General features: G+C 72.7%; 18 protein-coding genes and 1 pseudogene. 12 read left to right on the forward strand and 7 right to left on the reverse strand.

Features of this window, described 5'->3' with window-relative positions:
• Positions 1-21: 21 nt before the first annotated feature.
• From OG357_RS37485 to OG357_RS37500, 4 genes are all read left to right on the forward strand, one after another.
• Positions 22-219 carry a hypothetical protein gene (locus OG357_RS37485; protein ID WP_329625358.1) on the forward strand — a complete coding sequence of 66 codons (198 nt, stop codon included), beginning with the start codon at positions 22-24 and terminating at the stop codon, positions 217-219.
• Positions 220-324: 105 nt separating this feature from the next.
• Positions 325-1434: an NAD(P)H-dependent flavin oxidoreductase gene (locus OG357_RS37490; protein WP_189512914.1), complete on the forward strand. Its 1110-nt coding sequence runs from the start codon at positions 325-327 to the stop codon at positions 1432-1434.
• Positions 1431-2981, forward strand: coding sequence for an acyl-CoA synthetase (locus OG357_RS37495; protein ID WP_329625359.1), 1551 nt, complete (start codon positions 1431-1433; stop codon positions 2979-2981). Before OG357_RS37490 ends, OG357_RS37495 begins: the two co-directional genes overlap by 4 nt.
• 108 nt (positions 2982-3089) lie before the next feature.
• Positions 3090-3794: a GNAT family N-acetyltransferase gene (locus OG357_RS37500; protein WP_329625360.1), complete on the forward strand. Its 705-nt coding sequence runs from the start codon at positions 3090-3092 to the stop codon at positions 3792-3794.
• A 14-nt stretch (positions 3795-3808) separates the two neighbouring features.
• On the opposite strand, the gene OG357_RS37505 is transcribed toward OG357_RS37500, so the two are convergent.
• The gene (locus tag OG357_RS37505; protein WP_329625361.1) at positions 3809-4714 is read right to left on the reverse strand and encodes a nitroreductase/quinone reductase family protein; all 906 of its coding nucleotides are present in this window, start codon (positions 4712-4714) and stop codon (positions 3809-3811) included.
• A 153-nt stretch (positions 4715-4867) separates the two neighbouring features.
• Between OG357_RS37505 and OG357_RS37510 the strand changes: the two genes are divergently transcribed.
• Both OG357_RS37510 and OG357_RS37515 read left to right on the forward strand, forming a co-directional pair.
• Positions 4868-5272 (forward strand): MarR family winged helix-turn-helix transcriptional regulator, encoded by a 405-nt coding sequence (locus OG357_RS37510; RefSeq protein WP_329625823.1) that lies wholly within the window; start codon positions 4868-4870, stop codon positions 5270-5272.
• 41 nt (positions 5273-5313) lie between these two features.
• Positions 5314-6411 carry a calcium:proton antiporter gene (locus OG357_RS37515; RefSeq protein ID WP_329625362.1) on the forward strand — a complete coding sequence of 366 codons (1098 nt, stop codon included), beginning with the start codon at positions 5314-5316 and terminating at the stop codon, positions 6409-6411.
• On the opposite strand, the gene OG357_RS37520 is transcribed toward OG357_RS37515, so the two are convergent.
• A complete protein-coding gene (locus OG357_RS37520) occupies positions 6401-8800 on the reverse strand; it encodes a penicillin acylase family protein (protein ID WP_329625363.1) in 2400 nt (799 codons plus the stop codon). The genes OG357_RS37515 and OG357_RS37520 overlap by 11 nt on opposite strands.
• Before the next feature lie 167 nt (positions 8801-8967).
• Between OG357_RS37520 and OG357_RS37525 the strand changes: the two genes are divergently transcribed.
• Positions 8968-10485 carry a fatty acyl-CoA synthetase gene (locus OG357_RS37525; RefSeq protein WP_329625364.1) on the forward strand — a complete coding sequence of 506 codons (1518 nt, stop codon included), beginning with the start codon at positions 8968-8970 and terminating at the stop codon, positions 10483-10485.
• Between the two features lie 155 nt (positions 10486-10640).
• Here OG357_RS37525 and paaK read toward each other — a convergent pair whose 3' ends face one another.
• Positions 10641-11933 carry a phenylacetate--CoA ligase PaaK gene (paaK, locus tag OG357_RS37530; RefSeq protein WP_329625824.1) on the reverse strand — a complete coding sequence of 431 codons (1293 nt, stop codon included), beginning with the start codon at positions 11931-11933 and terminating at the stop codon, positions 10641-10643.
• A 234-nt stretch (positions 11934-12167) separates the two neighbouring features.
• Between paaK and OG357_RS37535 the strand changes: the two genes are divergently transcribed.
• The 3 genes and pseudogenes from OG357_RS37535 to OG357_RS37545 all read left to right on the forward strand — a co-directional run bounded on the left by OG357_RS37535 (position 12168) and on the right by OG357_RS37545 (position 14834).
• The gene (locus tag OG357_RS37535) at positions 12168-13391 is read left to right on the forward strand and encodes a cytochrome P450 (RefSeq protein WP_329625365.1); all 1224 of its coding nucleotides are present in this window, start codon (positions 12168-12170) and stop codon (positions 13389-13391) included.
• Positions 13392-13451: 60 nt separating this feature from the next.
• Positions 13452-13971 (forward strand): annotated as a pseudogene (locus tag OG357_RS37540) (cupin domain-containing protein).
• An 86-nt stretch (positions 13972-14057) separates the two neighbouring features.
• Positions 14058-14834, forward strand: a complete 777-nt coding sequence (locus OG357_RS37545; RefSeq protein ID WP_329625366.1) for a GNAT family N-acetyltransferase — start codon at positions 14058-14060, stop codon at positions 14832-14834.
• Between the two features lie 78 nt (positions 14835-14912).
• Here OG357_RS37545 and OG357_RS37550 read toward each other — a convergent pair whose 3' ends face one another.
• Positions 14913-15758: an NAD(P)H-binding protein gene (locus OG357_RS37550; protein ID WP_329625367.1), complete on the reverse strand. Its 846-nt coding sequence runs from the start codon at positions 15756-15758 to the stop codon at positions 14913-14915.
• An 81-nt stretch (positions 15759-15839) separates the two neighbouring features.
• Between OG357_RS37550 and OG357_RS37555 the strand changes: the two genes are divergently transcribed.
• Complete coding sequence (locus tag OG357_RS37555; protein WP_329625368.1) at positions 15840-16811, forward strand: AraC family transcriptional regulator; 972 nt, start codon at positions 15840-15842, stop codon at positions 16809-16811.
• Between the two features lie 15 nt (positions 16812-16826).
• Here OG357_RS37555 and OG357_RS37560 read toward each other — a convergent pair whose 3' ends face one another.
• Positions 16827-17642, reverse strand: coding sequence for a pentapeptide repeat-containing protein (locus tag OG357_RS37560; protein WP_329625369.1), 816 nt, complete (start codon positions 17640-17642; stop codon positions 16827-16829).
• Between the two features lie 133 nt (positions 17643-17775).
• Here OG357_RS37560 and OG357_RS37565 point away from each other — a divergent pair, with 133 nt between their 5' ends.
• Positions 17776-19296: an alpha/beta fold hydrolase gene (locus OG357_RS37565; RefSeq protein ID WP_329625370.1), complete on the forward strand. Its 1521-nt coding sequence runs from the start codon at positions 17776-17778 to the stop codon at positions 19294-19296.
• 7 nt (positions 19297-19303) lie between these two features.
• On the opposite strand, the gene OG357_RS37570 is transcribed toward OG357_RS37565, so the two are convergent.
• Positions 19304-19729: a hypothetical protein gene (locus tag OG357_RS37570; RefSeq protein WP_329625371.1), complete on the reverse strand. Its 426-nt coding sequence runs from the start codon at positions 19727-19729 to the stop codon at positions 19304-19306.
• Positions 19726-20397: a protein kinase domain-containing protein gene (locus tag OG357_RS37575; protein ID WP_329625372.1), complete on the reverse strand. Its 672-nt coding sequence runs from the start codon at positions 20395-20397 to the stop codon at positions 19726-19728. Before OG357_RS37575 ends, OG357_RS37570 begins: the two co-directional genes overlap by 4 nt.

Consider the following 20397-nt stretch of genomic DNA (forward strand, 5'->3'; position numbering starts at 1 on the left):
ACCGAGGAGAGGAGGGGCGCCGTGTCCCAGGAGGAGCGTGACGCCAGGCTGGGTCTCACGGGCCTGACCGGTGCGGAGCGAGAGGCCCGGGTGCGTCTGCTGACGGAGCAGATCGCGCGGGAGGTCGCCGAGGCGAGGGCCGCACTGGATGCGCAACGGGCAGGACGCCGCGCGTCACAGGGCGCCGGGCAGGCCGTCGACGCCCCGGAGGAGGGGTGAGGCGCGGCGGACGGCACCCGAGGAAGAGGCGCCGTCCCCAAAGAATCTGACGCAGCATCAGGAAATCTCTTCCCTCCGCCGCGCCGCTGCGGCATCCTGCCGCCCATGAAGACGGAGCTGAGTCGCACACTGGGGATCGAGCACGCCATCTTCGGCTTCACGCCCTTCCCCGCGGTGGCCGCCGCCCTCACCAGAGCCGGTGGATTCGGAGTTCTCGGCGCGGTCCGCTACACCGCGCCCGACGACCTCGCCCGCGACCTCGACTGGATGCAGGAGCACACGGACGGGCTGCCGTACGGCCTCGACGTCGTGATGCCGGCGAAGAAGGTCGAGGGCGTGAGCGAGGCGGACGTCGAGGCCATGATCCCCGAGGAGCACCGCGCGTTCGTCCGCGCGACCCTCGCCAAGCACGGCGTGCCCGAACTCGCCGAGGGCGAGGCCTCCGGGTGGCGCATCACCGGCTGGATGGAGCAGGTCGCCCGCGGCCAGCTCGACGTCGCCTTCGACTACCCGATCAAACTGCTCGCCAACGCCCTCGGCTCCCCGCCCCCGGACGTCGTCGCCCGCGCCCACGACCACGGGGTCCTCGTCGCCGCCCTCGCGGGCAGCGCCCGGCACGCCCGCCACCACGCCGAGGCCGGCATCGACGTCGTCGTCGCCCAGGGGTACGAGGCGGGCGGCCACACCGGCGAGATCGCGTCCATGGTCCTCACCCCCGAGGTCGTCGAGGCGGTGTCCCCGCTGCCCGTGCTCGCCGCCGGCGGCATCGGCAGCGGAGAGCAGATCGCCGCCGGACTCGCCCTCGGCGCCCAGGGCGTCTGGCTCGGCTCGATCTGGCTCACCACCACCGAGGCCGACCTGCACTCGCGCGCCCTGACCGCCAAGCTCCTCGCCGCCGGCTCGGGCGACACGGTCCGCTCGCGCGCGCTGACCGGCAAGCCCGCGCGCCAGCTCCGTACCGAGTGGACCGACGCCTGGGACGACCCGGCCGGCCCCGGCCCGCTCCCCATGCCGCTCCAGGGGCTCCTGGTGGCCGAGGCCGTCTCCCGGATCCAGAAGTACGAGGTCGATCCGCTCCTCGGCACGCCCGTCGGGCAGATCGTCGGCCGGATGAACTCCGAGCGCAGTGTCCAGCAGGTCGTCGACGAGCTCACCCGGGGCTTCGAGAAGGCCGTCGACCGCATCAACCGCATCGCGGGACGGAGCGAGGCATGAGCCAGGCGACCACCGGATTCTGGGCCCAGGCAGCCGCGGACCCGGGCCGTACGGTCCTCGTCGCGCCCGACGGCGAGGAGTGGACCGCCGGCCGGCTGCACACCGAGGCCAACCGGCTCGTCCACGGGCTGCGCGCCGCCGGACTCGAACGCGGCGACGCCTTCGCCGTCGTCCTGCCCAACGGCCCCGAGTTCTTCACGGCCCATCTCGCCGCCACCCAGGCCGGGCTCTACCTGGTCCCCGTCAACCACCACTTCGTCGGCCCCGAGATCGCCTGGATCGTCGCCGACTCCGGCGCCAAGGTCCTGCTGGCCCACGAGCGGTTCGCCGAGGCGGCGACCGTCGCCGCCGACGAGGCCGGGCTCGCCCCGAGCCACCGCTACGCCGTCGGCACGGTCCCCGGCTTCCGCCCGTACGCCGAACTCCTCGAAGGCCAGGACGGCTCCGCACCCGCCGACCGCACGCTCGGCTGGGTCATGAACTACACCTCCGGGACCACCGGACGGCCCCGGGGCATCCGCCGGCCGCTGCCCGGGAGGCTCCCGGAGGAGACCCCGCTCGGCGGCTTCCTCGGCATCTTCGGCATCCGGCCAGGCGACGGCAACGTCCACCTCGTCTGCTCGCCGCTCTACCACACCGCCGTCCTCCAGTTCGCCTCCGCGGCCCTGCACATCGGGCATCCGCTGGTCCTCATGGACCGGTGGACGCCGGAGGAGATGCTGCGGCTGATCGACCGGTACGCCTGCACCCACACCCACATGGTCCCGACCCAGTTCCACCGCCTGCTCTCCCTCCCCGAGGAGGTACGGGACCGGTACGACGTCTCCTCCATGCGCCACGCCATCCACGGCGCCGCGCCCTGCCCCGAGCACGTCAAGCGGGCGATGATCGAGTGGTGGGGCCGGTGCGTCGAGGAGTACTACGCGGCCAGCGAGGGCGGCGGCGCCTTCGCCACGGCCGAGGAGTGGCTGAAGAAGCCCGGCACGGTCGGCAGGGCCTGGCCGATCAGCGAACTCGCCGTCTTCGACGACGACGGGAAACGCCTGCCGCCCGGCGAAGTGGGCACCGTCTACCTGAAGATGAACACCGGCGGTTTCCAGTACCACAAGGACGAGGCGAAGACGGCGAAGAACCGCATCGGCGACTTCTTCACCGTCGGCGACCTGGGCGTCCTGGACGAGGACGGCTACCTCTTCCTCCGCGACCGCAAGATCGACATGATCATCTCCGGCGGGGTCAACATCTACCCGGCCGAGATCGAGGCCGCGCTCCTCACCCACCCGGCCGTCGCGGACGCCGCCGCCTTCGGCATCCCGCACGCCGACTGGGGCGAGGAGGTCAAGGCCGTCGTCGAGGCAGCCGAGGGACACGAGCCGGGACCCGCGCTCGCCGACGAGATCCTGGCCCACTGCGGCGACCACCTCGCCGGCTTCAAGCGCCCCAAGTCCCTCGACTTCGTCACCACCATGCCCCGCGACCCCAACGGCAAGCTGTACAAACGCCGCCTCCGCGACCCGTATTGGGAGGGCCACGACCGCCCGCTCTAAGGGCCGCCCGGCCGGGCGGTGTCCCGCCCCCTTAGACTTCGTCCGCGAGGAGGTCTCCCACGGTGACCTCCTTCCCCGTTCGGCACGGAGCTTGAGAGGGACAACACGATGGCGGGTCGCGATCCCTTCGTACTGGACGACCCGGTGGGCGAGTCCCTCCGCGGCCGTCACGCGCATCTCGCCCGCAGTGTCGGCCGGGCCGCCACCTATCTGCCGGACGTCTCGACCTTCGCCGCCGTGTCCACCGACCCGGATCCGGCGAGGTGGGCCGACCTCACCGAACTCCTGGGCCGGGGCGCGTTCGCCGACATGTTCAGCTGCCCGGTTCTCCCGCCGTCGGACTGGGAGCCCGTCTTCGTCCTTGAAGGCCGCCAGATGATCCGGCCGGACGGCGGTGCGTCCGGGCGTCCGGGCGACGAGACGGACGACCGCGTGGTCGAACTGGGTGCGGACAGCCTGCCCGAGATGCTGGACCTCGTCGAACGCACCCGGCCCGGTCCGTTCTGGTCCCGCACCCCCGAACTCGGCACGTATCTCGGCATCCGCGAGAAGGGCACGCTGGTGGCCATGGCCGGCGAGCGGCTCCGGCCGCCGGGGTGGACCGAGATCAGCGCGGTCTGCACCGCGCCCGAGGCCCGCGGGCAGGGGCACGCGGCCCGCCTGGTCGACGCGCTCGCGGCACGTGTCGAGGCGCGGGGCGAAGGCGCCTTCCTCCACGTGGCGGAAGCGAACACCGGCGCGATCGCCCTCTACGAGAAGCTCGGCTTCGTGACGCGCAAGCACGTGACCTTCCGCGGTTTCCGCACGCCGTAGCTCCCGGCGACCGGCTACGTTCCGGGCACGGCCCGCCCGCGCGTGAGTGCCGGGACCAACTGTGCCTCCTCGTACGTGAAGTGGTCCTCCAGCCGGGTCGCGAGACGGTCCACCTCGGCGCGGAGAACCGCCGGTGTGACGTCCGAGGCGAGGAGGTCCTCCAGCTCCTCCACGGTGTGGGCGACCACCTTGTGCTCCTCGCGCATCCGGTCCAGCGAGTCGGACAGCTCCGGGAACTCGCGCTCCAGGAGGTCGAAGGCGCTGTCCTCATTGTGGTGGTGGGCGTGCAGCGCACCGCAGAAGGTCAGGCAGTGGCGGGCCAGCCGGCGGCCGAGTGCCGGGGCGGCCCGTACCGCCGTGCCGGGCGCGTTCGCCGTGCCCTCCGCCTCCTTCGCCGCGGCGTCCAGCCCCTCCCGTAAAGCCGTCAGTTCGGCCCGGAGTTCGGCATGGACCGCGACCAGGTGGTCGGCGATCGCCCGGTGCCGCGCCGGGTCCCCGAGGTCCACCCGGTGCAGGGCGACGACCGGGATGGTCCTGTCCGTGGCCGCCTGGTAGGCGGCGAACCCCGGTTCGCGGTCCGCCTGTTCCGCGTACAACCGGTCCCGCTCCGCGCCCTCCGCCACCACCGCCGTCGCGATGAAGCGCTCGACGGTGCCCTCCGGCGTGCCCAGCTCGACGGTCACGTGCGGGTCGGCGCTGAGGTTGTGGAACCAGGCGGGGTGCTTCGGCCCGCCGGCGTTCGAGGCGAAGACCAGGAGCCGTGCCCCGTCGCGTGCGTACACGGCCGGAGTGGTGTGCGGCCGCCCGGTGCGGGCGCCCGTCGTGGTGAGCAGGAGCAGGGCCGCGCCCTCGAACATCCCGCCCACCAGGCCGCCGTTGGCGCGGAACTCCGCGATGACCTGTTGGTTGAAATCGGACATGGCTGTGCCTTCCGGTAGCATCGACCCCGACGGATCTATTTGCTTTGAAAGCAAAGCTAAAAGGGAGGGTGTGAGGTGTCAACCGCACACGAGGGTGACGAGGCCGCCGACGGGCCGGAACTCGACGAGGCCGTGCGCACGTTGCTGCTGCTCATGCCTCGGATGGTCTCGCGCGTGAAGCGCATCAGGATTCCCGACGAACTGCAGACGCTCACGCTCGCGCCCCGCCATCTCTCGTTGCTCGCCTACCTCCTCTTCGACGGGTCGCTGAGCGTCAACGAGCTCGCCGCCCGCCTGGAGGTCGCCCCGACGACGGTGAGCCTCATGGTGGGGGACCTGGCGAAGAAGGGCGTACTGGAGCGGGTCGAGGACCCCGCCGACCGCAGGCGCAAGATCGTCTCCATCGCGCCCGCGCACGCCGCCGCCATCGACGGCTGGCTCGGCCGCAGCGCCGGCGCCTGGCGCTCGGCCCTCGCCCCGCTCGACGCGCCGCAGCGACGGATGTTCCTCGAGACCCTCAGTGCGTACGAGCGAGGCCTCAGCGACCCCTTGGATTGACCGAACCGGGCAAAAGCCCCCTTTGTGGCAGGATGCGGATCATGAGTTCGAGCACGGCGTCATTGACAAGGCAGTGGACCACCTGGGGGCCGGTGGTGGCGGCGCTTGCGCTTGGCGCGGCGTGGGGGCGTGACCTCCCCGGCTTCGCCGTCGCGCTCATCGCGGTCTGCCTCATCGCCGCCGTCCTCGCGGCCGTCCATCACGCGGAAGTGGTCGCCCACCGCGTCGGCGAACCCTACGGCTCGCTCGTCCTCGCCGTCGCCGTCACCGTCATCGAGGTCGGACTCATCGTCACCCTCATGGCGGGAGGCGGGGAGAAGACCTCGACCTACGCCCGCGACACCGTCTTCGCCGCCGTCATGATCACCTGCAACGGCATCGTCGGCCTGTCGCTCCTCGTCGGTACGCTCCGCACGCGCGTCGCGGTCTTCAACGCCGAGGGCTCCGGCGGCGCGCTCGCGACCGTCTGCACCCTCGCCGCGATGACGCTCGTCCTGCCGACCTTCACCACGAGTGAGCCCGGCCCCGAGTTCTCCACCGCGCAGCTCGCCTTCGCCGCCGTCGCCTCCCTCTGTCTGTACGGTCTGTTCGTCGCCGTGCAGACCATCCGGCACCGCGACTACTTCCTCCCCGTGCCGCGGCCCGGCGAGGAGTCGTCGGACGACCACGCCGACCCGCCGGGCAAGCGCGAGACCCAGGCGAGCCTCGGCCTGCTCGTCCTCGCCCTCGTCGCCGTCGTCGGCAACGCCAAGCTGGTCTCGCCCACCATCGAGGACGGCGTCGAGTCGGCGGGTCTGCCCAAGGCGGTCGTCGGTGTCGTCATCGCCCTGATGGTGCTGGCGCCCGAGACTCTCGCCGCCGTCCGCGCGGCCCGCCGGGACCGTATGCAGACCAGCCTCAACCTCGCCTACGGCTCCGCGATCGCCAGCATCGGTCTGACGATTCCGGCGATCGCGCTCGCCTCGATCTGGCTGTCCGGGCCCCTGGTCCTCGGCCTGGGGCCGGTCCACATGGTCCTGCTCGTCCTCACCGGTGTGGTGAGCGCGCTGACCGTGGTGCCCGGACGGGCGACCCTCCTCCAGGGCGGCGTCCACCTTGTGATCTTCGCCGCCTTCGTCTTCCTGTCGTTCAGCCCCTGACGACCACCACCCGCAGCGCCGGCGAGCGCAGGATGTCCTTCTCGCAGAACCGGGAGGTCACCCAGCGCTCGCCCGCGTACAGCCGGGTCTGGTCGCCGTAGTGCGGCGACGCCGGGTTCGAGGACTGGGAGTACGAGAGCAGGGTGCGGGCCACCGGACACCGGCCCCCGTCCCAGCCCACCGCCTGTACGTGGCTGGTCCCGTGCGCGACCTCCACGTAGCCGCCGCCCGCCGCGTTCCACACGGGCTCCGTCTTGTTCCAGACGCCCAGCGACTCGGTCCCGCCGCTCACCGGGAGCCGCTCCCCGTTCCGTGCGACGAACTGGTGGGAGCCGAGCGGCGCGTCCAGCGGGATCCCCGCCGCCCGCAGCTCCGCCGCCGCGTCCCGCAGCGCCTTCGCGAAGCCCGGCGCCGCCGTGTTCACGGTGTGCGGGGTACGGACCGGGTCCGCCGCCGAGAACGGCACCTTCCACTGCTCGGCCGGCGGCACCGTACCGCTGAACTTCCGCCAGAACCGGTCGAAGAACAGCGCCCCCCGGCTCCCGGCGTTCACCGTACGGTCCCACGCCCCGATCACCCGGCAGGCCTCGGGATCGTCCGGCAGCGCCGCGGGACAGGCCGCGGCGACGTCGGCCGCCGCCAGGTCACCGGCCGGAACCCGGTTGGCGAACTGCTGACGCTGGAGGTCGGCCACCGTGAGCCGCCCCCGGTCCGCCATCGCCGCCACGTCCTCGACACCGCCCCGGGTGCGCAGCGAGCGCTGGGTGGCGATGGTGCCGAAGACCCGCTCGTAGCCGGTCAGCGGCCGGTCGGCGTTGGTCAGCCACGCACTGTCGTTGGAGTTCTCGACGTACGGCGTGTCCCGCAGGACCGGCATCCGCGCCGGGCCGAAGACCCCCGGCTGGACCGCGTCCGGGTCCGAGCCGAGCGCGCAGTCGGAGCGCGAGCCGTCGAGCACCGCGACACCCGAGGCCGGATAGGTGGCCCGGCCCAGCGGGGTCGAGCAGCGCTGGGCGAGCTCGTCGGTGATCCGCGGGAGCACCTGCGACTGGCTGAAGTAGGAGCGCCCCGCCGAGTCGGCCGCGATCGTGTTGACCCACGGCAGCCCCTGGACGCGCCGCAGGGTGTCGGCGATGTCCTGGGTCGAGCGCGCCTTGCCGAAGCCGAGCGCCGTGTCGGAGCCGCGCATGTTGGTCGCGTTGGGGTCGTTGAGCGCGTACGCCGTCGTCGCGGTCCACGGCAGCGGGAGCTGCGCGCCGAGCCCGCCGACGACGGGGCCGTACCGGGTCCACCACTGGGTACGGGTGACGGGGGCGCCGTCCTTGACCGGGACGGTGACCGTGCGCGCGGTCATCCGCTCGGGCCGGCCGTCCACCAGGTAGGCGGTCGGGTCGCCCGGGGCGAGCGTCAGCTGGTGGAGGTTGAGCGGCACTCCGGTGGCGACGGTGTGGCTCCAGGCCACCTTGTCGTTGAAGCCGATGTTGACGACGGTCGTGCCGAGGAGCGAGGCGCCCGAGACGTTCAGCTCGCCCGGGATGGTCTGCTGGGACTGCCAGAAGCGGCGGCCGCCCTGCCAGGGGTAGTGCGGGTTGCCCAGGAGCAGCCCGCGCCCGTTGGCCGACGTGGCCCCGGAGAACGCGACGGCGTTGGAGCCCATCGTGGCGTTCTCCGCGGCGAACAGGGCGCGGGCCGCCTCCGCGGTGCGCGCCGGGTCGGGTGCCTGCCCGGATGCCGGGGGAGCGGTCGCCGGGGCAGCGGCGGGCGGCCGTGCGCCGGTGATGCCGTCGACGGCACGGCCCTGTCCGCCGAGGACCGAGACGGCGAAGCCACGCCGGGCCACGTCGAGGGCGCTGACCGGGCGGACCCAGTCGGCGCCGGCGCAGGCGGGGTCCGTGATCCGGTTCTTCCGCAGCCAGGCGTTGTAGCCGGCCGCCCAGCCGCGCATCAGCTCCTTGAGATCGCCGCTCGGACCGGCCGGCGCGGGGGTCCGGACCAGCTCCTCGACCGTCCCGGCGTCCTTCACGCCGCGGAAGTACAGATCGCTGGACACGTTGGTGGCGGCCGAGGACAGCGAGCCGTCCGGGGCGGCGTCCGGACCGAAGTACCGGGAGCGTTCGCCGTTCACGGTCAGGAAGCCGTCGGCGAGGACACAGACCTGGTCGGCGGCCTGCGCCCAGCCCGTGCCGAAGCCCAGGTTCGCGTAGTCCTTCGCCACGATGTGCGGGATGCCGTACTCGGTGTACCGGATGACGGCCGACAGGCCCCGGTCGGACGGCCGGTGACCCCGGTCCCCGGAGTCGGCGGCCGCCGCGCCGGGCAGCGTGGCGGTGACGACGGCGAGGGCCGCGCCGGTGAGTGCCAGGTGTTTCAGGCGGGTGCGGAGGTGCAAGGTGCCTCCCAACGGATGGATGAGCACTGCGGGTCGGACCATGCACGCAGTTGCGTGCCCCCTTGTCAACATCCCGTTCGGTATCCGAGGTCGGGGGAGGTTCCGAGGATGTACGGGGTAGCGCCCGGTACTTGACCTTCCGCCCGTTCCGCGCCCAGGATCACCGCATGGAACGACTCCTCAGCCGCACTGTCGACGGCGTTCTGCGCATGAGCGCCCAGCGCGTCCCGGACCGGATCGCCCTCCGGTACGCCGACCGGACCTGGACGTACGCCGAGCTGGACGCGGCCGTCTCCACCGCAGCGGCCTTCCTGCGGGAGCCGCACCACGGCATCGGCCTCCCCGAGTCCGCCCGCGTCGCGACCTACGGCCACAACTCGGACGCCTACCTCATCGCGTTCCTCGCCTGCGCGCGGGCCGACCTGATCCACGTGCCGGTCAACCACCACCTGACCGGCGACGACCTCGCGTACCTCCTGGAGCAGTCGGAGAGTTCGCTCGTCCTCGCCGACCCCGCCCTCGCGGACCGGGTCCCGGACGGATTCGCGGTCAAGGCCCTCCGGGACGCGCCCGGTTCGCTCCTCGACGCGGTCGCCGTACCGGAGGCGTACGAACCCGACCGCGACGCCCGGGAGATCGTGCAGCTCCTCTACACGTCGGGCACCACCGCCCTCCCCAAGGGCGCGATGATGACGCACCGCGCGCTCGTCCACGAGTACGCGAGCGCCGTCGAGGCCCTCGACCTGCGCGAGGACGACCGGCCCGTGCACGCGCTGCCGCTCTACCACTCGGCGCAGATGCACGTCTTCCTGCTGCCCTACCTCGCGGTCGGCGCGGAGAACACGATCGTCGACGGACCCGACCCGACCGTCCTCTTCGACCTGATCGAGGCGGGCCGCGCTGACAGCTTCTTCGCGCCGCCGACCGTATGGATCGGCCTCGCCAACCACCCGGAGTTCGCCGGTCGGGACCTGTCCGCGCTGCGCAAGGCCTACTACGGGGCCTCGATCATGCCCGTACCCGTCCTCGAACGACTGCGGGCGCGGCTGCCCGGACTGCGCTTCTTCAACTGCTTCGGCCAGTCCGAGATCGGCCCCCTGGCCACCGTCCTCGGACCCGACGAGCACGAGGGTCGGATGGACTCCTGCGGCCGGCCCGTCCGCCATGTCGAGGCCCGGGTCGTCGACGAGGACGGGAAGGACGTGCCCGACGGCACCGCAGGGGAGATCGTCTACCGCTCACCGCAGTTGTGCGACGGCTACTGGCGCAAGCCGGAGGAGACCAAGGCGGCCTTCCGGGGCGGCTGGTTCCACTCGGGCGACCTCGCCGTGCGCGACGCCGAGGGCTTCCTCACCATCGTCGACCGGGTGAAGGACGTCATCAACTCCGGCGGCGTGCTCGTCGCCTCCCGGCAGGTCGAGGACGCCCTCTACACCCACCCGGGCGTCGCCGAGGTCGCCGTGATCGGCCTCCCCGACGAGCGCTGGATCGAGGCGGTCACGGCCGTCGTCGTCCCGCGCGGCGAGGTCACGGAGGCCGAACTCCTCGCGCACGCCCGCGAGAAGCTCGTGCACTTCAAGGCCCCGAAGCGCGTCCACTTCACCCCGGAGCTGCCCCGCAACGCGAGCGGCAAGATCCTCAAGCGCGAACTGCGGGACCGCTTCGGCGGGGCGGGGGAGTCCTGACGGGGACTCCCATGTGACGGGTGGGAGTCCCCGTCAGGGGACCCCTGAGTGCCTGACGCCGGACCCCCACCTGACGGGGTGGGAGTCCCGACGGGACCCCCCCACGGGTGGGGGAGTCCTGTCGGGACCCCCCCCACCCGTCAGGTCCCGTGCCGTCAGGCCTCCCGCTCCCGCAGGTCCACGATCCGCCGGAGCTTGCCCATCGACCGTTCCAGCGTCTCGGGGTCGACCACCTCGACCCCGACCGAGACCCCGACCCCGTCCTTGACCGCCGCCGCGATCGCCCGGGCCGCCTCCGCGCGCTCCTCGCCCGTCGCCTCAGGCCGGGCCTCCGCCCGTACGGTGAGGGCGTCGAGCCGCCCCTCCCGGGTGAGCCGCAGCTGGAAGTGCGGGGCCACGGACGGCGTCCGCAGGACGATCTCCTCGATCTGGGTGGGGAAGAGGTTCACCCCACGCAGGATGATCATGTCGTCGCTGCGCCCGGTGACCTTCTCCATCCGCCGGAACACCCGCGCCGTTCCCGGCAGCAGCCGGGTCAGATCGCGCGTCCGGTAGCGGATCACCGGCATGGCCTCCTTGGTCAGCGAGGTGAAGACGAGCTCTCCCTCCTCCCCGTCCGGCAGCACCTCGCCCGTGAACGGATCCACGACCTCCGGGTAGAAGTGGTCCTCCCAGATGTGCAGTCCGTCCTTCGTCTCCACGCACTCCTGCGCCACGCCTGGGCCGATCACCTCCGACAGGCCGTATATGTCGACCGCGTCGATGGCGAACCGCTCCTCGATCTCCTTCCGCATCGCCTCCGTCCACGGCTCGGCGCCGAACACCCCCACCTTCAGGGACGTCGAGCGCGGATCCACGCCCTGCCGCTCGAACTCGTCGAGCAGCGTGAGCATGTACGAGGGGGTCACCATGATGATCTCGGGCTTGAAGTCCTGGATGAGCTGCACCTGCCGGGCCGTCATGCCGCCCGAGGCGGGGATCACCGTGCACCCGAGCCGCTCCGCGCCGTAGTGGGCGCCGAGTCCGCCGGTGAACAGACCGTATCCGTACGCCACATGGACCTTGTGCCCGGGTCGCGCCCCGGCGGCGCGCAGGGAGCGGGCCACCACGTCCGCCCAGGTGTCGAGGTCCCGGTCCGTGTAGCCGACGACGGTCGGCCGCCCGGTGGTGCCGCTGGACGCATGGATCCGCCGCACCTGGGACTGGTCGACGGCGAACATGCCGAAGGGGTAGTGGTCGCGCAGGTCGGACTTGGCGGTGAAGGGGAAGCGGGCGAGGTCCGCGAGCGTACGGCAGTCGTCGGGGGACAGCCCGGCCGCGTCGAAGGAGTCGCGGTAGAAGGGCACGTTCTCGTACGCGTGCCGCAGGGTCGCGCGCAGTCGCTCCAGCTGGAGCGCCGCCAGCTCCTCGCGCCCGAGCCGTTCGCCGCTGTCGAGCAGTCCCGTCAGATCCGGCATGCGCCGCTCCTTCACCCGTACCGTCGTCCACGCTGTCGTAAAACGGACTACCGATCATTCGGTAGATCCTTGTACGGGCCAGTAAAACCACTGGGGCCCGGGGGTTGGCAAGGGGTGGGACGTGATCACTCCCACCTGTCGGGTGATTCGCCCCGGGATCACGCCTTGGGGTGCTTTCGGGTGAATCGAAACGGTCGGGTGACAAAGCGGGGAAAAGTGAACGTCATGTCCACCCAGTCCACGCTCGACACCGCCGACACCCCCGAGGTCCACTTCTGGGCCGTGCCCGACCTCACCGGCCTCGCCTTCGACCCGCTGCTCGCCAAGCTGCTGCACGAGGACCCCGTCACCCGGGTCCGGCTCCCGCACGGCGAGGGCCACGCCTGGCTCGTCACCCGCTACGAGGACGTCAAGTTCGTCTCCGTCGACCCCCGCTTCAGCCGCCAGGCCGTCTGGGGTCGCTCCATCACCCGCGTCGCCCCGCACTTCATCCCGATGGAAGGGGCCGTCGGCTTCGCGGACCCGCCAGACCACACCCGGATGCGGCGCGTCGTCGCCCGCGCGTTCAGCGCCCGCGCCCTGACCGCGCTCCGCGGTCACGCCCAGGAGGTCATGGACCGGCTCCTCGACCGGGTCGAGGAACACGGCGCCCCCGCCGACCTCATGGAACTCGTCAACCGCCCCTTCCCGCTCGCCATGGTCAGCGAACTCATGGGCGTCCCCGAGGGCGACCAGCCGCTCATGGCCCGCTGGTCCGACACGATCATCTCCGCAGGCGCCGGACGGGAGGCCGGAGAGCAGGCCAAGGCCGAGATGGGCCGGTACGTCACCGAACTCGTCGGCCGCAGCCACGGCACAGGCAAGGAGACCCTCGCCGCCGTCCTCGCCGACGCCGTCGACGAGGACGCCCTCACCGAGCACGAGGCCGTCGGGCTCGCCGTCCTCATCCAGATCGGCGGCGCCCACGCCGTCCGCAACAACAGCGCCAACATGGTGTACGCGCTGCTCACCCACCCGGAGCACCTCGCCCGGCTGCGCGCCGAACCCGAACTCCTCCCGCAGGCCGTCGACGAGCTCCTCCGCTACATCCCCCACCGCAACGCCGTCGGCCTCTCCCGGATCGCCCTGGAGGACGTCGACGTCGGTGGCGTCACCATCCCGGCAGGAGAGCCGGTCTACGTCTCGTACCTGACCGCCAACCGCGACCCGGACGTCTTCCCCGAGCCCGAGCGCCTCGACTTCGACCGCGGCTACAACCCGCACGTCGCCTTCGGCCACGGCCCGCACTACTGCCCGGGCTCCGCCCTGGCCCGCATCGAGTCGGAGATCCTCCTCGACTCCCTGTGGACCCGCTTCCCGGACCTGCGCCTCGCCGTCCCCGAGGAACAGCTCCGCTGGCAGCGCGGCGCCCTGATCCGGGGCCCCGAGACCCTGCCTGTCACCTGGTGAGAGGACCCGGCATCCCGTGACCGCCAGCCACAGCCATCGGACCGGGGCGGCGGCCTCGTCGTGCCGCCCGGCCACGGCAAGACCCTCACCACCGCCGCCCAGCACCTTCAAGGTGACCGGCGAGCACTCCCGTACCGCCTCCACCTTCGAGGTCGTCGTGCCGCCCGGCTTCGACGTCGGCGCCCACGCCCACGGGCACAGCGAGGAGCTCTTCTACGTCCTGGAGGGCGAGCTCGACGTCCTCGCGTTCGAGCCGCTCGTCCGTACCCCGGACAGCTGGCGGGAGTGGGAGTCCGGCACGGGACAGCGCGCGGTACGGGCCACGCGCGGCACGCTGATCCTGGTGCCGCCGGGCTGCCCGCACGCCTTCGCCAACCCCACCGGGGAACCCGTGCGGATGCTGTTCCAGGCCTCGCCCCCGCCCGACCACGAGCGGTACTTCGAGGAGCTCATGGACATCCTCGGCTCGGGCGGCGAGGTCGACCACACCGCCGTCGAACGGCTCCGCCGCCGCTACGACATCGAACAGATCACCCCGCTCCGGCACGACGCGGGGCAGCCGGGCATCCCCACCTCGTGACCCCACCGGCGGAGCATCACCGCCCGGCGCTCCGGCCAGGCAAAACCTGTTGCCGGGCGCCCGGGCCCGGTGCTGGAGTGACCCGCATGGAACCCCAGCACATCCGTGACCTCTACGACCGTCAGCTGCGCCGCGAGGCGCGCCCCGACGGACCCGGCTGCCGCGTCGAGCGCGTCGGACCCGTCGTCCGGCAGACCGGGCCGGCACACGCCTGGAACGGCGTCCTCTGGTCCGGTCTCGACGCCGCCGGGGCCGACGCCGCCATCGCCGGACAGATCGCCCACTACCGCACCGCCGGACTCCCCTTCGAGTGGAAGCTGTACGGGCACGACGGCCCCGCCGACCTCGCGGACCGCCTCCTCGCCGCCGGATTCACCGCCGAGGACCCCGAGACCCTCATGGCCGCCGAGGCCGCCGCCCTGCCCCAGGACGTGCCGCTCCCCAAGGGGGTCGAGCTCCACGCGGTCACCGACGAGGCCGGGGTGCGCCAGGTCGTCGAGGTCCACGAACGCGCCTTCGGCACCGACAGCTCCCACATCGGCCGTCAGCTCCTCGACCGGCTCGCCGCCGACCCGGACACGGTCACCGCCGTCGTCGCCGTCGCGGCCGGCGAACCCGTCAGCGCGGCCCGCCTCGAACTCTGCCCGGGCACCGACTTCGCCGGACTCTGGGGCGGCGGCACCGTCGAGGCCTGGCGCGGCCGCGGCCTCTACCGCGCGCTCGTCGCGCACCGGGTCCGCATCGCCGCGGCCCGCGGCCACCGCTACGTCCAGGTCGACGCGGCGGACACGAGCCGACCCATCCTCCGGCGCCTGGGCTTCCTGACGCTCTCCACGACGACCCCGTACACGTACGGCACCTGAGGCCGCGCGCGGCTCCGGTCGGCCGTGCCGGGGGCCCCGTCAACCGTGCCAGGGCCCGTCAGCCGTGCCAGCCGCCGGTCAGCCGTGCCAGACACCGGTCACGGCGGTCCTCGCGACGAAATCGGCGAAGTCGCGAGGCTCGCGGCCCAGCGCCCGCCGGACTCCGTCGGAGAGGTGGGCGAAATGGCCCTCGCCGATCCAGCCGAGGAGGAGGCTCAGCATCTCGGCGACCTCCTCGGGCAAGCCTCTCCCCGTGGCGTAGCGCGTGAAGTCGGCCGGCGAGACGGGCCGGTAGGCGATGTCCCGGCCGGTCGCCCCGCCGATCTCCCGACTCAGCGCGCCCAGGCTCAGCAGCCGCGGCCCGGACAGCTCGTACGCCTCCCCCGCGTGACCGGCCTCGGTCAGGGCCGCCACGGCGACATCGGCGACGTCGTCGAGATCGACGAACGGCTCGACGCCGTCCCCGGTCGGCAGCACGACCTCGCCTTCGAGGAGCTGTCCCCGGAAGAACCCCTCCTCGCTGAAGTTCTGCATGAACCACGCCGGCTTGAGGATCGTCCACTCCGCGCCGGACTCCCGCACCGCACGCTCGCAGGGAAGCTTCTCCTCGCCTGCGGACGCCAGCCAGTCGCGGTGGGACAACAGCACGAGCCGCTCGACACCGCCCGCCGCCGCGAGCTTGCCGAAGGCCCGCATCGACGTCGCGGCGTCGTCGCGCTGCGAGTCGATCAGATAGGCCGCGCCGACGCCTTCGAGCACCGGCTCCCAGGTGTTCTCGTCGGTCCAGTCGAAGCGGGCGGGCCCGTCGCCCTGCCGGGAGGCCACCCGCACCTCGTGACCGCGTGACCGAAGACGGGACACCACACGGCGTCCCGCCTTGCCCGTACCTCCGAGGACCAGAATCGGTCGTTCCTTGATCATCATGTGATCAGTCAACCGGAGCGCCGCTGAGTCACGGAATGGCCTCCACGCTCACCTCGATGTCTCAGCGTCTAAGATCGCCGCGTGGATCCCCTGGCGAGCCTCCTGCACGAAGTGCGGTCCGACGGCGCCCTGTTCAGCCGGAACATCGTGGCACCCCCCTGGGCGGTCCGCTTCACCGCCGGGACACCGCTCGCCGTCGTCACGATGCTGCGTGGCACCGGCTGGGTCGTCCCCGGCGACGCCGCACCCGTCGCCCTCGGCCGCGGCGACGTGGCCGTCGTGTCCGGGACGGAGCCCTTCACGGTCGCCGACGACGACCGTGCGGACACACAGCCCTTCTACGTCGTCCACCCCGACGGCTGCACGACGGGCGACGGCGAGTCCGTCGGCGACGACGTCATCCTCGGCCTCCGCACCTGCGGGAACGGCAGCGGCGGCTCGACCGTGCTGCTCACGGGCAGTTACCAGGTCGACGGCCGCGTCTCCGAACGGCTGCTGAGGGGGCTGCCCCGGGTGCTCGTGGTCCGCCACGACGGCACGCTCGGCCCGATCCTGGACCTCACCGACCGGGAGATCGACCGCGACGACGCGGGACAACAGGCCGTGCTCGACCGACTCCTGGACCTGTTGCTGCTGGCCACGCTGCGGGAGTGGTTCTCCCGCCCGGAGGCCGACCCGCCCGCGTGGTACCGGGCGCTCGGCGACCCCGTCGCGGGCAGGGCGCTACGGCTGATCCACGACCGGCCCGCGCGTCCGTGGACCGTCGCCGCCCTCGCCGAGGAGACGGGCGTGTCGCGCGCCACCCTCGCCCGTCGCTTCAGCGACCTCGTGGGCGAACCTCCCATGGCGTACCTGACGGGCTGGCGTCTCGCCCTCGCCGCCGACCTGCTGGCGCGCACCGACGCCACCGTGGACGCGATCGCCCGCCAGGTCGGCTACCGGAGCGCCTTCGGGCTGAGCGTGGCCTTCAAACGCGTCTACGGAACCCGCCCCAGCCAGCACCGTACGGGGCCCGCCCGCACGGACGGTCCGATCGGGGCCGCTGCCCCCTAGGGAGTGTCCGGCGGATCAGGGCGTCCAGTGCGCGGGGCGCTCGAAGCCCGCCGGGAGACGGGTCGCCGCGTTCCCGCGCGCCGCGTTCAGCTGCGGCTGCGTGAGAAAGAGCGCGCCGGTCAGATCCGCCCCCGACAGATCGGCGTCCCGCAGGTCCACGCCGATGAGATCGGCGAGCGTCAGATCGGCCCCGGTCAGGTCGGCGGCGATGAGGAGCGCCCCGCGCAGATCCGCGCCCCGCAGTTTCGCGCCACGCAGCCGCTTGCCGATCAGGTCGGCCCCCCGACGGCTCTTCGGCTTCCCGCCGGCCGTCGCACGGACGAGCTCGCTCGTCCGCAGGAGCAGCGGGTTCACCTCTGCCCGCACGGGTGCCACGTCGAGCTTCTCCAGCGCGTCGGGCGTTCCCCCGGCCAGCTCCTCGACCCGGGCGAGCGCCCCGCGCAGCTCCGCGTGGAGCGGCCGGGCGGCGGCCAGGGCCAGGGCCTCGGTGAGGTAGCGCAGCAGCTCGTGGAGCTGGCGTACGACCGGGAACACCTCGTACATCCGGCGCGCGGTCTCCGGCGCCTCGCGCCAGGACACGCCGCCGAAGGTCACCTGGGAGACCCGCTGGCCCGCGCCGAAGCAGTCGTACACCGTGCAGCCCTGGAAACCGCTGGGCCGCAGCCGGGTGTGGATGCCGCAGCGGAAGTCCTCCTGGAGGTTGCGGCAGGGCTCACCGGACGACTTGTTCACGGCGAAGTCGGCCGACTTCGCGAAGGGCAGCGCCACGCAGCACAGCCCGAAGCAGTTGGCGCAGTCGCCGCGGAGCGCGGATTCCCGGATCTCGGGCACGGTGGAACGGTTCCTTCACATGTCGGGGGACGTCCGCCCACCGTATCGCGCCCCCAGGGGGCGTCTTGTCGATCATGCAGCCCTCGGCGAAATCCGTTGCGAAGATCAACAACGGGCCGTGATGATCGGCGGCATGCCCACCTTCACGACGTACGACGGCACCGAACTCGCCTACCGCGCGCAGGGGGAGGGGGAGCCGCTGATCTGCCTGCCGGGCGGTCCCATGCGCGACGCCGCCTACCTCGGAGACCTCGGCGGACTCGCCGCCCACCGCACCCTGATCGTGCTCGACTCCCGCGGCACCGGCGCGAGCGCCGAGCCCGCCGACCCCGGCACGTACCGCTGCGACCGCCAGGTCGGCGACGTCGAAGCCCTCCGCGCCCACCTCGGCCTGGAGCGGATCGACCTCCTCGGCCACTCCGCCGCCGGAAACCTGGCCACCCTGTACGCCGCCGCCCACCCCGAGCGCATCCGCTCCCTCGTGCTCGTCACCTCCATCGGATGGGCGCTCGGACTCGGCACCACCGACGAGGAGTGGGACGAGGCCGTCGAGGTCTTCGCCGACCGGCCGTGGTACGAGGAGGCCCGGGCCGGGCTCGCGACGATCGGCCCCGACACCCCCCTGCCGCGCGTCCTGGAGATCGTGGCGCCCTTCGGCTACGGCCGCTGGGACGAGGCCGCCCAGGAGCACGCGGCGAAGGCGGAACAGGAGATCCGCTGGGAGGCCGCCTCCGCCTACCACGGCGAAGGCGCCTACGACCCGGAGGCCACCCGGCGCGCGCTCACCGCGCTCACGGCGCCGGTGCTGATCCTGGCGGGGGAGTACGACGCCGGCCCCACCCCGGCGAGGGCGGCCGAGATCGCGGCCTGCTTCCCCGACGCCGAACTCGTCGTCCAGCCCGGCGCCGGACACTTCCCCTGGGTGGACGACGCGGACGCCTTCGTCCGCCCGATCGCCGCCTTCCTCGACCCGGAGGTCCGCACGGTCACCGTGGACGGCGTCCGCCTCGCCTACCGGGTGCGCGGCCCCGAGGACGCCCCGCCCGTCGTCCTGGTCCACGGCCGCGGCGAGAACGGCACCGGCTGGCACGGCGTCACCGGGGAACTCGCCGCCGACCACCGGGTGTACGCGCTCGACCTCCGCGGCCACGGGCTGAGTGACCACCCGGGCCGCTACGGCTTCGAGGACCTCCGCGACGAACTCGGCGGGTTCCTGCGTGCCCTCCGCCTCGCCGGGGCGACCGTCGTCGCCCACTCGATGGGCGGCGCGGCCGCCTGCCTCCTCGCCCAGCGGGAACCCGGCCTGATCGGCCGCCTCGTCCTGGAGGAGGCGCCCGCCTTCCTCCCGCTCGACCCCGCGCGCCCGGTGGCCGAACGTCCCGACGGCCGGCTCGCCTTCGACTGGGAGGTCGTCACGACCACCGACGCCCAGCTGAACGCCCCCGACCCCGCCTGGCGCGAGGGCCTCACGGCGATCACCGCCCCCACCCTCGTACTCGCCGGAGGCCCGGCCAGCCACGTGCCCCAGGACCAGCTGACCTGGCTCACCGAGCGCATTCCGGGCGCCCGCCTGGTCACGATCGACGCCGGGCATCTGATCCACGCGTCCCGGCCGGCCGAATTCCTCGGCGCGATCCTGGAGTTCGGGCTCTAGGCGGAATTCACACCAACCTGCCGGGGACGGGCCGGCGACCGGACTTCTCCGCGGGCATGGCCTGGCTCACGGGAGCGCTGCCCACGGTCTTGCACACCGTCACGACGGTGACGTACGCGGAGTCCCGCACGGTGTCGCCGACCTTGTCCTCGAAGGTGTCCGCGTCGTCGCCGAGAGCCGCGGTCACGCCGGGGTTCGTGGTCTCGGCGGACGCGTCGCGGATGTCCGTCGCCAGCCGACGCGCCGCAGCCGTCGCGGCCGGATCGTCTCTGTAGAGGTCCACGGCGTACGTGGGGTTCGTCCGCCGGAACGTGCCGATGGCCCGGAAGGCCTCGTCGCAGGCGGCTCGGGGGTCGTCGGACTTTCCGAAGGGGCACAGCCAAGCCGCCGGGACCGCCGCCGTGACACACAGCAGGAGCACGAGGCCCGTCACGGCCGGCCTGCGTGCCAGGCCCGGCCGGCGCGGCGACTCGGCGGGTTCCGGTGCGGGTGCGGGAGCAGGTACCGGTGCCGGTGTGGGGGTGGGTGCAGGGCTGTCGACACGAGTCGCGTCCACCACCGCCAGCCCCGCGCCCGCTCGGGCGCCATGTACTCCATGGAGCCGATGACCGCACCCGCCGTCGTCAGGGTGGTGTCGGCGTGATGGACCGCGATCCCGAAGTCGGCGAGGAGGGCCTCGCCGGTCCCTCTGAGCATGACGTTGGCCGGCTTCACGTCGCGGTGCACTGTTCCCGCGTCGTGCGCCGCCCCGAGCGCCCCGAGCAGCTTCGCCGCGAGACCTGCGGTCTCCTCCACCGACAGGGGTCCCTGGGCGTCGATCCGAGCTCGGAGACCAGCCGGTAACGGCCGCCGATCACCTGACCCGATCGTGCCCCCTGAGCCACGGCCGCCCCCGGACCTCGTCGCTGTCGTTGCCGGGCCCAGCCTAGCCCTGCGGGTGTTCGGCGGTGCGGGCCTTTCACGGCCGTTCCCGCCGGTCGTTCGGGGAGGGTGCGTGGAGGTTCTCCCACGCCGATGATCTCTCAACAGGGGTTCGTGGTAGGACTGTTCCGGCCAGTCGACGCGGCTGGCCGGGGAACGTCTCCACGGACGGGGGAACAC

Source organism: Streptomyces sp. NBC_01255 (assembly GCF_036226445.1).
GTDB lineage: Bacteria > Actinomycetota > Actinomycetes > Streptomycetales > Streptomycetaceae > Streptomyces.

What these genes read in the sequence shown, in the direction of transcription:
- OG357_RS37490 (WP_189512914.1), top strand. Translation starts at nt 325, where the DNA reads ATGAAGACGGAGCTGAGTCGCACACTGGGGATCGAGCACGCCATCTTC.
- OG357_RS37495 (WP_329625359.1), top strand. Translation starts at nt 1,431, where the DNA reads ATGAGCCAGGCGACCACCGGATTCTGGGCCCAGGCAGCCGCGGACCCG.
- OG357_RS37500 (WP_329625360.1), top strand. Translation starts at nt 3,090, where the DNA reads ATGGCGGGTCGCGATCCCTTCGTACTGGACGACCCGGTGGGCGAGTCC.
- OG357_RS37505 (WP_329625361.1), bottom strand. Translation starts at nt 4,714, where the DNA reads ATGTCCGATTTCAACCAACAGGTCATCGCGGAGTTCCGCGCCAACGGC.
- OG357_RS37510 (WP_329625823.1), top strand. Translation starts at nt 4,868, where the DNA reads ATGCCTCGGATGGTCTCGCGCGTGAAGCGCATCAGGATTCCCGACGAA.
- OG357_RS37515 (WP_329625362.1), top strand. Translation starts at nt 5,314, where the DNA reads ATGAGTTCGAGCACGGCGTCATTGACAAGGCAGTGGACCACCTGGGGG.
- OG357_RS37525 (WP_329625364.1), top strand. Translation starts at nt 8,968, where the DNA reads ATGGAACGACTCCTCAGCCGCACTGTCGACGGCGTTCTGCGCATGAGC.
- OG357_RS37535 (WP_329625365.1), top strand. Translation starts at nt 12,168, where the DNA reads ATGTCCACCCAGTCCACGCTCGACACCGCCGACACCCCCGAGGTCCAC.
- OG357_RS37545 (WP_329625366.1), top strand. Translation starts at nt 14,058, where the DNA reads ATGGAACCCCAGCACATCCGTGACCTCTACGACCGTCAGCTGCGCCGC.
- OG357_RS37550 (WP_329625367.1), bottom strand. Translation starts at nt 15,758, where the DNA reads ATGATGATCAAGGAACGACCGATTCTGGTCCTCGGAGGTACGGGCAAG.
- OG357_RS37565 (WP_329625370.1), top strand. Translation starts at nt 17,776, where the DNA reads ATGCCCACCTTCACGACGTACGACGGCACCGAACTCGCCTACCGCGCG.